The 13,289-nt window shown below is 68.3% G+C and carries 10 protein-coding genes; all 10 read left to right on the top strand.

Annotated elements, in window-relative coordinates; all coding sequences use genetic code 11:
- Positions 1-35 precede the first annotated feature (35 nt).
- The 10 genes from dnaE (at position 36) to bamA (ending at position 13,287) form a co-directional block, all read left to right on the top strand.
- Complete coding sequence (gene dnaE / locus JUB11_RS10650) at positions 36-3,530, top strand: DNA polymerase III subunit alpha (RefSeq protein ID WP_207458510.1); 3,495 nt, start codon at positions 36-38, stop codon at positions 3,528-3,530.
- A 213-nt stretch (positions 3,531-3,743) separates the two neighbouring features.
- Positions 3,744-4,532, top strand: coding sequence for a 30S ribosomal protein S2 (rpsB, locus tag JUB11_RS10645; protein WP_207458509.1), 789 nt, complete (start codon positions 3,744-3,746; stop codon positions 4,530-4,532).
- A 117-nt stretch (positions 4,533-4,649) separates the two neighbouring features.
- Complete coding sequence (gene tsf, locus JUB11_RS10640; protein WP_207458508.1) at positions 4,650-5,585, top strand: translation elongation factor Ts; 936 nt, start codon at positions 4,650-4,652, stop codon at positions 5,583-5,585.
- Between the two features lie 87 nt (positions 5,586-5,672).
- Entirely contained in the window at positions 5,673-6,428 is a 756-nt protein-coding gene (gene pyrH, locus JUB11_RS10635; protein WP_207458507.1) for a UMP kinase, read from the top strand.
- Positions 6,429-6,431: 3 nt separating this feature from the next.
- Positions 6,432-6,989 carry a ribosome recycling factor gene (gene frr, locus JUB11_RS10630; protein WP_207458506.1) on the top strand — a complete coding sequence of 186 codons (558 nt, stop codon included), beginning with the start codon at positions 6,432-6,434 and terminating at the stop codon, positions 6,987-6,989.
- A 7-nt stretch (positions 6,990-6,996) separates the two neighbouring features.
- A complete protein-coding gene (locus tag JUB11_RS10625; protein ID WP_207458505.1) occupies positions 6,997-7,746 on the top strand; it encodes an isoprenyl transferase in 750 nt (249 codons plus the stop codon).
- Positions 7,724-8,554, top strand: coding sequence for a phosphatidate cytidylyltransferase (locus JUB11_RS10620; protein ID WP_207458504.1), 831 nt, complete (start codon positions 7,724-7,726; stop codon positions 8,552-8,554). Before JUB11_RS10625 ends, JUB11_RS10620 begins: the two co-directional genes overlap by 23 nt.
- Positions 8,555-8,580: 26 nt before the next feature.
- Positions 8,581-9,759 carry a 1-deoxy-D-xylulose-5-phosphate reductoisomerase gene (locus JUB11_RS10615; protein ID WP_207458503.1) on the top strand — a complete coding sequence of 393 codons (1,179 nt, stop codon included), beginning with the start codon at positions 8,581-8,583 and terminating at the stop codon, positions 9,757-9,759.
- A gap of 19 nt (positions 9,760-9,778) precedes the next feature.
- Complete coding sequence (gene rseP, locus JUB11_RS10610) at positions 9,779-10,912, top strand: RIP metalloprotease RseP (protein ID WP_207458502.1); 1,134 nt, start codon at positions 9,779-9,781, stop codon at positions 10,910-10,912.
- Between the two features lie 35 nt (positions 10,913-10,947).
- The gene (gene bamA, locus JUB11_RS10605; protein WP_348771407.1) at positions 10,948-13,287 is read left to right on the top strand and encodes an outer membrane protein assembly factor BamA; all 2,340 of its coding nucleotides are present in this window, start codon (positions 10,948-10,950) and stop codon (positions 13,285-13,287) included.
- Positions 13,288-13,289: the final 2 nt, after the last annotated feature.

Raw genomic sequence — 13,289 nt, 5'->3', positions numbered from 1 at the left:
GTCCACGCTCCGCAGCCCGGACCCGGAAGCCCTCCATGCCGCATGCCGATTTCGTCCATCTCCGTGTTCATTCCGCCTATTCGCTGTCCGAAGGCGCCATAAAAATCAAGGAGTTGGTGAAGCTCTGCCACAAGCAGGAGATGCCGGCGGTGGCCGTCACCGACACCGGCAACCTGTTCGGTGCGCTGGAGTTCGCGCTGGCCGCGGCGGACACCGGGGTGCAGCCGATCATCGGCACGGTGCTTGGCATCACCCGCGTCATGCCCTCGGCCGGAAAGCCCGCGGGCAAGCTGCCGCTGCCGGGCAAGGCGGCCTCGCAGCCGGACCAGCTCGTCCTGCTCTGCCAGACGGAGGAGGGTTACCGGAACCTGATGAAGCTCGTCTCCAAGGCCTTCCTGGAGTCGGACCCCATGGCCGGCCCCCAGGTGACGCTGGAGGCGCTGAAGGGCCACAGCGAGGGGCTGATCGCGCTGACCGGCGGGCCGGCCGGCAGTCTCGGGCGGTTGCTGGGGGAGGGGCAGAAGGACCTGGCGCTTGAGGTTCTGGAAAACCTGAAGGGCCTGTTCCCCGGGCGCCTCTACATCGAGCTTCAGCGGCACAGCGGCCATTTCGCGGAGATCGAGGACGCGGTCGAGCCCGCGCTGATCGACCTCGCCTATGCGCATGACCTGCCGCTGGTCGCCACCAACGACTGCTATTTCGCGACCGCCGACATGTACGAGGCGCACGACGCGCTGCTCTGCATCGCCGAGGGCGCCTACATCAGCCAGACCGAGCGCCGCCGCCTGACCCCCGACCACCGCTTCAAGTCGGCGGAGGAGATGCGCCTGCTCTTCGCGGACCTGCCGGAGGCGGTGGACAACACGGTCGCGATCGCACGGCGCTGCTCCTTCCTGCTGAAGCCGATCAAGCCGATCCTGCCCGCCTTCCCGACGGAGGAGGGCCGGACCGAGGACGACGAGCTGCGCGCCCAGTCCCGCGCCGGGCTGGAGATGCGGCTGGAAAAGGCGGTCTACTCCCCGGACATGACGCCGGAGCAGCGGGCGGAGACCCGCAAGACCTATTTCGAGCGGCTGGAGTTCGAGTTGGACGTCATCGTGAAGATGAAGTTCCCCGGCTACTTCCTGATCGTGTCCGACTTCATCAAATGGGCGAAGGCGCACGACATTCCCGTCGGGCCGGGGCGCGGTTCGGGTGCCGGCTCGGTCGTCGCTTGGGCGCTGACCATCACCGACCTCGACCCCTTGCGCTTCGGCCTGCTGTTCGAGCGCTTCCTGAACCCCGAACGCGTGTCGATGCCCGACTTCGACATCGACTTCTGCCAGGACCGCCGGGAAGAGGTGATCCGCTACGTCCAGGACAAGTACGGCTACGACCGCGTCGCCCAGATCATCACCTTCGGTAAGCTCCAGGCGCGCGCCGTGCTGCGCGACGTCGGGCGCGTGCTGCAGATGCCCTACGGGCAGGTCGACAAGATCTGCAAGATGGTGCCGAACAACCCGGCCAACCCGGTGACGCTCCAGCAGGCGCTCGACAGCGAGGAGATGCTGCGCCAGGCGCGCGACGGCGACGAGACGGTGGCGCGCCTGGTCAACATCGCGCTGAAGCTCGAAGGCCTGTACCGCCACGCCTCCACCCACGCCGCCGGCGTGGTGATCGGCGACCGTCCGCTCGACCAGCTCGTGCCGCTCTACCGCGATCCGCGCTCCGACATGCCGGTCACCCAGTTCAACATGAAGTTCGTCGAGCAGGCCGGGCTGGTGAAGTTCGACTTCCTGGGCCTGAAGACGCTGACGGTGCTCCAGACGGCGGTGAACCTGATCCCGGAGAAGCCGGACCTGGCGCAGGTGCCGCTCGACGACGAGAAGAGCTACCAGCTCCTCAGCCGGGCGGAGGCGACCGGCGTGTTCCAGCTCGAAAGCTCGGGCATGCGCGACGTGCTGCGCCGCCTGAAGCCGAACCGGCTGGAGGACATCATCGCGCTGGTGTCGCTCTACCGCCCCGGCCCGATGGACAACATCCCGAAATACATCCGGGTGAAGAACGGCGACGAGGACGCCGACTACATGCACCCGTCCCTGGAGGGGATCCTGAAGGAGACCTTCGGGATCATGATCTACCAGGAGCAGGTCATGCAGATCGCCCAGGTGCTGTCCGGCTACACGCTGGGCGGCGCCGACCTTCTGCGCCGCGCCATGGGCAAGAAGATCAAGGAGGAGATGGACGCGCAGCGCGCCCTGTTCGTGCAGGGCGCGGAGGGCCGCGGCGTGCCCGGCGAGCAGGCCAGCATGATCTTCGACCAGGTCATGAAGTTCGCGGGCTACGGCTTCAACAAGAGCCACGCGGCGGCCTACGCGCTGGTCGCCTACCACACGGCCTATCTCAAGGCGAACTACCCGGTGCAGTTCATGGCGGCGTCGATGACGCTCGACCTCGGCAACACCGACAAGCTGAACGTCTTCCGGCAGGAGCTGTCGCGCCTGAAGGTCCGGCTGCTCACGCCCGACATCAACAGGTCCCAGGCGATCTTCAGCGTCGAGGACATGGGCAACGGCGAACTCGCCATCCGCTACGCGCTGGCCGCCGTGAAGGGGGTGGGCCTCGCCGCCATGAAGACGCTGGTCGAGGAGCGCGAGAAGAACGGGCCGTACCGGAGCCTGTTCGATTTCGCCCGGCGGCTCGACCTGAAGACCATCAACAAACGCCAGCTCGAAAACCTCGCCTGCGCCGGCGCCTTCGACGGGCTGAACCCGAACCGGGCGCAGGTGCACGCGGCGCTGGAGACGATCATCCGCTACGCCCAGGCCGAGGCGGCCGAGCGGGAGAGCGGGATCGGCAACCTGTTCGGCGGGGCCGCCGGCGGGCTGAAGGAGCCGGACCTGCCCAAGCTAAAGGAATGGGAGCCGCTGGAGAAGCTGAAGAACGAGTTCCAGGCGATCGGCTTCTACCTGTCGGCCCACCCGCTCGACGCCTTCGCCGGGCCGCTCGGCCGCATGCAGGTGAAGAAGTCGGCGGAGCTGACCGCCGCCATCTCCAAGGGCGGCTCGACCCGCTACAAGATGGCGGGCATCGTCGTCAGCCGGAAGGAGAAGACCGCCAAGTCCGGCAACCGCTTCGCCTTCGTCGAGCTGTCCGACGCCACGGGCGGCTTCGAGGTGACCTGCTTCTCCGAAATCCTGTCCGCCAACCGCGAGCTGCTGGAAGCCGGGCGCCCCGTGCTGATGACGGTGGACGCCCAGCTGAACGGGGAGGAGGTCCGGCTGACCTGCCAGGAGGTCCGCCCGCTGGAGGAGGCGGTCGCCTCGGTCAGCGAGGGGCTGCGCATCGTGGTGCGCGACGACAAGCCGCTCGACGGCCTGCGCGGCATGCTGGACCGGCTCGGGCGGGGCAAGGGAAAGATCCACCTGCTGGTCGAGCTGGACGCGCTGAAGGAGGTCGACATCCAGCTTCCCGGCGCCTACGCGATCACCGCGCAGAGCCGCGCCGCCCTCAAGGCCGTGCCGGGAATCGTCGAGGTCGTGGAGCTGTAAAGAGCGCCCTTTCCGGGCCGGGTCCGCGCCGCCGGAAAGCGTGCCGGACGCTTGTCAACACTGTTGCCAAAGCGGGGCGACCGGGCTATGTAAGCGCCCGTCGTCAAAACCTCACGCGGGTTGGCGGACCCTCGGCTTTACCCGAAGGCCCGCTCCGGTGTCCTTGCCAGGACAGTGCCCGCGGCGGAGCAACCGGAAAAGGGATTTTCCAAAATGGCAATGCCGTCCTTCACCATGCGCCAGCTGCTCGAAGCTGGTGTTCACTTCGGTCACCACACCCGTCGCTGGAACCCGAAGATGGCCCCGTACATCTTCGGCGTGCGCAACGGCGTGCACGTGATCGACCTCGAGCAGACCGTGCCGATGCTGCACCGCGCCATGCAGGCCGTGCGCGACGTCGTCGCCGGCGGTGGCCGCGTCCTGTTCGTGGGCACCAAGCGCCAAGCCCAGGAGCGCGTCGCCGACGCCGCCTCCAAGTGCGGCCAGTACTACGTCAACCACCGCTGGCTCGGCGGCATGCTGACCAACTGGAAGACCATCTCCCAGTCGATCAAGCGCCTGCGCGAGATGGAAGAGCAGCTGGCCGGCGACACCTCGGGCCTGACCAAGCGCGAGATCCTCGAGCTGACCCGCGAGCGCGACAAGCTGGAGCGCGCGCTGGGCGGCATCAAGGAAATGGGCGGCCTGCCGGACGTGCTGTTCATCATCGACACCAACAAGGAGTCGCTGGCCGTCAAGGAAGCCAACAAGCTCGGCATCCCGGTCATCGCCGTCCTCGACAGCAACTCCGATCCGGAGGGCGTGGCCTTCCCGATCCCCGGCAACGACGACGCCCTGCGCGCCATCGACCTGTACTGCGAGCTGGTCCAGGGCTCGGTCCTGGACGGGCTGCAGGCCGAGATGAGCGCCGCCGGCATCGACGTGGGCGCCCGTGAGGATGCCCCGGCCGAGGCCCTGCCGGAAGACGGCGAGGACGCCGAGGCCGAGACGGCCCAGGCCTGAGGCTTCTTGTGTTGAAGGGCAGCCGGGCCGTACCACTTTAGGCCCGGCTGCCTTTTTTATGAGTTGATTGGCTGAATTCGATCCGCTTGGATCCGACCTGAACGAAGAGGGCGAAACATGGCCGAGATTACTGCCGCGCTCGTCAAGGAACTGCGCGAGAAGACCGGCGCGGGCATGATGGACTGCAAGAAGGCGCTGAACGAGACGGGCGGCGACCTCGAGGGCGCCGTCGACTGGCTGCGCAAGAAGGGCCTCGCCGCCGCCGCCAAGAAGTCCGGCCGCGTCGCCGCCGAGGGCCTCGTCGCCGCCGCCACCTCCGGCACCACCGGCGCGCTGGTCGAAGTGAACGCCGAGACCGACTTCGTCGCCCGCAACGACAAGTTCCAGGGCTTCGCCGCCAAGGTCGCGGAGATCGCGCTGGGCACCGACGGCGACGTCGAGGTCATCAAGCAGGCCGGCTATCCGGGCGCCGCGCACAGCGTGCAGGACGAGCTGACCAGCCTGATCGCCACCGTCGGCGAGAACATGAACCTGCGCCGCGCCGTCAAGCTGTCGGTCGCCTCGGGCGCCGTGGTGAGCTACATCCACTCGGCCATCGCGCCGGGCCTGGGCAAGATCGGCGTGCTGGTCGCGCTGGAGTCGACGGGCGCCGCCGACAAGCTGGCCGAGCTGGGCAAGCAGATCGCCATGCACATCGCCGCCGCCCGCCCGGAGGCGCTGGACATCGCCGACGTCGACACCTCCGCGCTCGACCGCGAGCGCAACGTGCTCTCCGACCAGGCCCGCGCCTCGGGCAAGCCGGAGAACATCATCGAGAAGATGGTCGAGGGCCGCATCCGCAAGTACTACGAGGAAGTGGTGCTGCTGGAGCAGACCTACGTGATCGACGGCGAGACCAAGGTCCGCGCCGTGGTCGAGAAGGTCGCCAAGGAGATCGGCGCCCCGATCAAGCTGACGGGCTTCGCCCGCTTCGCGCTGGGCGAGGGCATCGAGAAGGCCGAGACCGACTTCGCCGCCGAAGTCGCCGCCGCGGCCGGCCAGCAGGGCGCCTAAATGGACGTACACCCCCGGACCGCCTTGCGGTCCGGGGGCTGAACGGCTGAAAAAGGGAAAAGCTCAACCAATCGGGAGACCTCCTCCATGGCCCAGACCTCCGGGACACCGGCGCCCACCGACGGCATCCGCTACAAGCGGGTCCTGCTGAAGGTGTCCGGCGAAGCCTTGATGGGTCAACGCGAATACGGCCTCGATCCGGAGGTGGTCAACCGCGTCGCCAGCGAAGTGAAGGCCGTCGTCGAACTCGGCGTCCAGGTCTCCCTCGTCATCGGCGGCGGGAACATCTTCCGGGGCGTCAAGGGCGCCGCGAGCGGGATGGAGCGGGCTTCGGCCGATTACATCGGCATGCTCGCCACCGTGATGAACGCGCTCTCCATGCAGAGCGCCCTGGAGCGGATGAACGTGACCACCCGCGTCCAGTCCGCCATTCCCATGGCCTCGATCAGCGAGCCCTACATCCGCCGCCGGGCCATCCGGCACATGGAAAAGGGCCGCGTCGTGATCTTCGCCGCCGGCACCGGCAACCCCTTCTTCACCACCGACACCGCCGCGGCGTTGCGCGCCTCGGAAATGGGCTGCGACGCGCTGCTCAAGGGCACGCAGGTGGACGGCGTCTACACCGCCGACCCGAAGAAGGACCCGACCGCCACGCGGTACGAGCACCTGACCTACCTCGACGTGCTCGCGCAGGACCTTCAGGTGATGGACGCCTCGGCGATTTCCCTGGCGCGCGAGAACCACATACCCATACTCGTCTTCTCCATCCACACGCCCGGCGCCTTCGCCGAGGTGATGGCGGGCAGGGGCCGTTACACAATCGTTTCAGAAGAGAGGGAGTAAGTCGTGGCCGCGCCCGAAATTTCCGATCTCAAGCGCCGCATGGAAGGCGCGATCGAGGCGTTTCGCAAGGAACTGAGCGGTCTTCGCACCGGTCGCGCCTCCGCCGCCCTGCTCGAGCCGGTCATGGTCGAGGCCTACGGCAGCAAGATGCACCTCAAGGAGGTCGCCTCCGTCAGCGTGCCCGAGCCGCGCATGATCTCGGTCCAGGTCTGGGACCGTGGCATGACCAAGGCGGTGGAGAAGGCGATCCGCGACTCCGGCCTGGGGCTGAACCCGCAGGCCGAGGGGCAGACGATCCGCGTTCCCATTCCCGACCTGTCGCACGAACGCCGCCAGGAGCTGGTGAAGGTCGCCAACAAGTACGCCGAGCAGGCCCGCGTCGCCGTGCGCAACGTGCGCCGCGACGGCATGGACATGCTGAAGAAGGCGGAAAAGGCCAGCGAGATCTCGCAGGACGAGCACAAGACCGAGGCCGAGAAGGTCCAGACCCTGACCGACCAGTACATCAAGCAGGTCGACGACGCCTTGTCAGGCAAAGAAAAGGAAATCATGCAGGTCTGACGACGAAATGCCCGACGCCTCAAACGACAGCAGCCACCATCCGGCCACGCACGTGCCCACGCACGTGGCGGTCATCATGGATGGCAACGGCCGCTGGGCCAAGGCGCGCGGCCTGCCGCGCACCGCCGGCCACAAGAAGGGCGTCGATGCCGTGCGCCGCACCGTGGAAGCGGCGCGAGAGCTGGGCATCGGCTATCTGACGATCTTCAGCTTTTCGTCCGAGAACTGGCGCCGCCCCGAGGAGGAGGTCTCCGACCTCATGCAGCTCCTGCGCTTCTATCTGCGCAGCGAGATCGCCGAGCTGCACAGGGGCGGCGTGCGCCTGCGCGTGATCGGCGACCGGACGCGCCTGTCCAAGGACATCGTCCAGCTCATCGAAAAGGCGGAGGCCCTGACCGACGGCAACCGCGCGCTGACGCTCGTGGTGGCGCTCAGCTACGGCTCGCGCCAGGAAATCGCCCAGGCCGCCCGCCGCCTCGCCGAGGAGGTCTGGAAAGGCCAGCGCGACCCCGCGAGCATCGACGAGGACGCGCTCGAGGCCCGCCTGTTCACGGCGGACATCCCCGATCCCGACCTGATCGTGCGGACCAGCGGCGAGAAGCGGATCAGCAATTTCCTGCTCTGGCAGGCGGCCTATTCCGAGTTCGTCTTCCTCGACACGCTCTGGCCCGATTTCGGGAAGCGCGACCTGGAAGCGGCGATCGAGGAATTCCACCGACGGGAGCGCCGTTTCGGTGCCATCGCCGAGTCCCGCTGACGCGACGCCCCGCAAGGGGGGGGACCTCAGGACGCGCGCCCTGTCGGCGGTCGTCCTGGGTCCGCTGGTGTTGGCCGCCGTCTGGATCGGCGGCTGGACCTTCCACATCATGATCGCGCTGGTCGCCGTGCTGGCCGTGGCCGAATGGATCGGCCTCGTGCCGCAGGACCGGCGCGTGCCGGCCCTGGTCGTGGCCGCCGCCGGCGTGCTCGCCGCGATCGTCGCGCAGATCGCGCTGGGGCCGGTGCTGGCGGTCGTGCTGGCGCTCGCCGCCGCCGTCGCCCTGTCGATCGCCGGCGGCGGCCGCGAGCAGCGCCTCCTCGGCTTCGGCGCCACATACGTGGCGCTCGGCGGGATCGGGCTGGTCTGGCTGCGCGACCTGCCGGACGACGGCCTGGCGCTTCTCCTCTTCGCGATGCTCGCCGTCTGGGCGACGGACATCGGCGCCTACGCCGCCGGGCGCAGCATCGGCGGACCGAAGCTCGCCCCACGGATCAGCCCGAAGAAGACCTGGGCCGGCCTGATCGGCGGGATGGTCAGCGCGGCCCTGGTGGGCTGGGCCGTCGCGCTCGCCTTTGGGGCGGAGATGCCGGCGCTGGCGCTGCTGGCCGGGGCCGTCGTCGCCGTCGTCTCCCAGGTCGGCGATCTTTTTGAATCCGCGGTCAAGCGGCGCTTCGACGCCAAGGACAGCGGCCGGCTGATTCCCGGCCATGGCGGCATTCTCGACCGCATCGACGGGCTCCTGGTCGCGGCTCCGGTGGTGGCAGTCTTTCACGCGACCGTCGGAACGGCATTGGCATGGTGGTGATGGGCGGTATGACGCAGGGGGCGGGGATGGCGGAAACGGATAGCGCCCCCCGCCGGGTCACGATTCTTGGCTCGACCGGTTCCGTCGGGACGCAGACCGTCGATCTCGTCGCGCGCGACCCCGAACGATTTCCCGTCGAGGCGCTCACCGCGAACCGCAACGTGGCGCTGCTGGCCGAACAGGCCAGGATGCTGCGCCCGCGCGTCGCCGTGGTCGCCGACCCCGCCGCCTACGGCGCCCTGAAGGACGCGCTCGCCGGCACCGGCGTGGAGGCCGCCGCCGGCCCGCAGGCCGTCGAGGAGGCCGCGGCGCGGCCGTCCGACTGGGTGATGGCGGCCATCGTCGGGGCGGCCGGGCTGGAGCCGACGCTCGCCGCCGTGCGGCGGGGCGCCTGCGTCGCCTTCGCCAACAAGGAGGTCCTGGTCTGCGCCGGCGCCCTGATGATGGAGGAGGTGAAGGCGCGCGGCGCCACGCTGCTCCCCGTCGACAGCGAGCATTCGGCCATATACCAGGTCTTCGACTTCGCGCGCCGCGAGAGCGTCGAGCGGCTGATCCTCACCGCGTCCGGCGGCCCGTTCCGCACGCGCGACCGCGCCTTCATGGCGGCGGCGACGCCCGAGCAGGCCGTGGCCCACCCGACCTGGGACATGGGGGCCAAGATCTCGGTCGACAGCGCCACGATGATGAACAAGGGACTGGAGCTGATCGAGGCGCATTTCCTCTTCGGCATCCCCGAAGGGCGCATCGACATCCTGGTCCATCCCCAGTCGGTCGTGCATTCGCTGGTCGAGTATGTGGACGGGTCGGTGCTCGCCCAGCTCGGCACGCCGGACATGCGCACCCCCATCGCCTACGCCCTGGGATGGCCGGCGCGGCTGGCGACGCCGGCGGCCCGGCTCGACCTTGCGCGCTCCGCCTCCCTGACCTTCGAGGCGCCCGACCCGGAGCGGTTCCCGGCCCTGCGCCTCGCCCGGGCCGCCTTGCAAAGCGGGGGGGCCGCTCCTACTATTCTCAATGCCGCCAACGAGGTCGCCGTGCAGGCCTTCCTCGACCGCCGAGTCGGGTTCCTCGGAATCGAGCGGATCGTCGAGGACACGCTTGCGGCGCTGCCCCACCGGCCGCTCGGCGCGCTCGCCGACGTGCGGCAGGCGGACGGCGAGGCGCGCCGGGTGGCCGCCGGCCGGGTCGCGGCGATCGGGCTCTGACGGGGTTTCAAGGGGCATAATGGACATGTTCGGCGGTTTCGGGACCTCGTTCCTCGCCTTCCTTCTGGTTCTGACCGTGCTCGTCTTCGTGCACGAGCTTGGCCATTATCTCGTGGCGCGCCGCAACGGCGTGCGGATCGAGGTCTTCTCCATCGGCTTCGGCCCGGAGCTGTTCGGCTTCCACGACCGCGCGGGCACGCGCTGGAAGTTCAGCGCCATCCCGCTCGGCGGCTACGTGAAGATGTTCGGCGACGCCGACGCGGCGAGCACGCCGTCGTCGGGCCTCCAGGGACTGACGGCGGACGAGCGCGCGGTGTCCTTCCACCACAAGCGGCTCGGCCAGCGCGCCGCCATCGTCGCGGCCGGCCCGATCGCGAACTTCCTCTTCTCCTTCGTCGTCTTGGCGGTCCTGTTCGCCACGGTCGGTCAGTCCTTCACGCCGGCCGACGTCGGCGGGGTGCAGCCGGGCAGCGCGGCCGAGCGCGCCGGCCTCCAGCCGGGCGACCTGATCGTCTCGGTCGACGGCACGGGCATCCAGCGCTTCGAGGAAATCCGCCAGATCGTCTCGATCCGGCCGGGCGAGACGCTGGAGGTGGTGGTCGAGCGGGAGGGGCAGCGCCGGACCCTCCAGGTCACCCCGGACGTGTCCGAGGTCCAGGATCGCATGGGCAACACGCACCGCATCGGGCTGCTCGGCATCACCCGCAGCGGGGCGGAGATGGTCCGCCACGATCCGCTGACGGCCGTCTGGCAGTCGGGCCGCGAGATCCTGGGCATGGTCGGCGGCACCTTCACGGCACTCGGCCAGATGATCGAGGGGACCCGCGGCACCGAGGAGCTGGGCGGCCCCCTGCGCATCGCCCAGATGTCGGGCGAGGTTGCCCAGACCGGCTGGTACCCGCTGGTCTGGTTCATGACCTTCCTGTCGATCAATCTCGGCATGATCAACCTGTTCCCCGTCCCCATGCTCGACGGCGGCCACCTGCTGTTCTACGCCATCGAGGGGCTGCGCGGCCGCCCGCTCGGAGCGAGAGCGCAAGAATACGGTTTCCGCATCGGACTGGCTTTGGTATTAACGCTCATGGTTTTCGCCACGTGGAACGATCTCGTTCAACTTCGCGTGGTCGATTTCTTCCGGGGCCTGATCTCCTGAACAGGATCGCCCAAGCCAGGGAGCGTGCTTTGCGGGTGTCGAGCAGGGTTCTGGCGCTCAGCCTGATGGCTGGTTGCGCCATGACGACGGTTTCTCTTGCCCTTGCACAGACGAGCGGATCACGGCCCGGCGGCGCGCCGCCGGCGGCCGACCGTTCGCTCGTGTCGCAGGTTTTCACCGGTGGCACGGTGAACGACATCCGCGTCGAGGGGACGCAGCGGATCGAGACGACCACGGTCCTCTCCTACATGACGATCCGGCCGGGCGATCCCTTCGATCCAGAGCGCATCGACGAATCGCTGAAGGCGCTGTTCGCCACCGGCCTGTTCGGCGACGTTGTGCTCCGGCGCGAGGGGAACACGCTGGTGGTCGCGCTCGTCGAGAATCCGATCATCAATCGGATCGCCTTCGAGGGGAACCGCCGCATCGAGCGCGAGAACCTGGAGTCGGAGATCCAGCTCCGTCCGCGCACGGTGTACACGCGCACCCGCGTGCAGAACGACGTGCAGCGCATCCTGGACATCTACCGCCGCCAGGGCCGCTACGCCGCGACGGTCGAGCCGAAGATCATCGAACTCGACCAGAACCGCGTCGACCTCGTCTTCGAGATCAACGAAGGTGACCGCACCGGCGTGCGCGGCATCAACTTCGTCGGCAACTCGCATTTCTCCGACGGCCGGCTGCGCGAGGAGATCCAGACGCGCGAGACGGCCTGGTGGAGGTTCCTCTCCTCGGACGACAGCTACGATCCGGACCGGGTGAACTTCGACCGCGACCTGCTGCGCCGCTTCTACCTCGAGGAAGGCTACGCCGACTTCCGCGTCGTGTCCGCCGTGGCGGAGCTGACACCGGACCGCGAGGACTTCTTCATCACCTTCACGGTGGAGGAAGGGGAGCGCTACAAGTTCGGCAAGGTCGGCATCGAAAGCTCGCTGAAGGCGCTCGACCCCAAGGAACTCGAAAGCGTGATGACCACGCGGGAGGGTGACTGGTACAACGCCGTCCGGGTCGAGGACACCATCACGAAGCTGACCCAGGCGGTCGGCGACCTTCAATACGCCTTTGTCGAGGTCCGCCCGCGGATCAACCGCGACCGCGAGAACCGCACCATCGACCTGATCTACGAGATCAACGAGGGGCCGCGCGTCTTCGTCGAGCGCATCGACGTGACGGGCAACGTCCGCACGCTGGACAAGGTCATCCGCCGCGAGATGCAGCTTGCCGAAGGCGACCCCTTCAGCAACACCAAGCTGCGCCGGTCCGAACAGCGCATCCGTGACCTGGGCTTCTTCGAGCGCGTCAACGTCACGACCCAGGAGGGCACGACGCCCGACCGTTCGGTCGTGAACGTCGACGTGACCGAACAGTCCACCGGCGAGGTGTCTCTGGGCGCCGGCTTCTCGACCACGGACGGCGTCCTGGCCGACTTCGGCATCCGGGAGCGCAACCTGCTGGGCCGCGGACAGGACCTGCGCTTTGGCGCGACCCTGTCGGGCCGCCGGCAGGAGTACGACATCTCCTTCACCGAGCCGTACTTCATGGACCGCGACGTCTCGGCGGGCATCGACCTTTTCCGCATCACGCGCGACTACCAGGACGAAAGCTCCTACGACGAGAAGAACACGGGCTTCGCCCTGCGTCTGGGCTTCCCCTGGTCGGAGCGTCTGCGCCAACGCCTCTACTATCAGCTCCAGAACACGTCGATCTCGGACGTTCCCTCGACAGCCTCGATCTACATCCGTGACCAGATCGGCAGCCGCCTCGTTTCGCTGGTCGGCCAGGAGCTGACCTACGACCGCCGGGACAGCCGCCTGACACCGACCGACGGCTATTTCCTGCGGCTGACGACGGACCTTGCCGGCCTTGGCGGCGATGCGCGGTTCGTGCGCACCAAGCTGGCCGGCGGCTACTACGTCCCGCTGTTCGGCGACGGATGGGTGCTGGGGACGACGGGCGAGGTGGGCTACATCGCCGGCCTCGGCCAGGATGTCCGCCTGAACGACCGCTTCTTCATCGGCGGCGACACGCTGCGCGGCTTCAGCACGGCGGGCATCGGCCCGCGCGACCTGCGGACCGACGACGCGCTCGGCGGCCAGCGCTACGCCCGCGCTTCGGTCGAACTGGCCTTCCCGCTCGGCTTGCCGGAAGAGCTGGGCCTGAGCGGCCACACCTTCTCCGACGTGGGAACGCTCTCCGACATCGACGTCGACGACCCGAACGTCGTGGATGGCAGCGCCATCCGTATGTCGGTCGGCGCCGGCGTGGCCTGGCGTTCGCCGCTCGGGCCGATCCGTTTCGATCTGGCCTTCCCTCTGTTGAAGGAAGACTATGACGAGAAAGAGATTTTCCGCTTCAGCTTCGGAACCAGGTTCTAAAT

It is taken from the genome of Azospirillum sp. SYSU D00513 (assembly GCF_017356015.1).
Taxonomy (GTDB): domain Bacteria; phylum Pseudomonadota; class Alphaproteobacteria; order Azospirillales; family Azospirillaceae; genus Azospirillum.
Note: the sequence above shows the minus strand (reverse complement) of the source record. Positions and strands in the feature narration are given on the sequence as shown.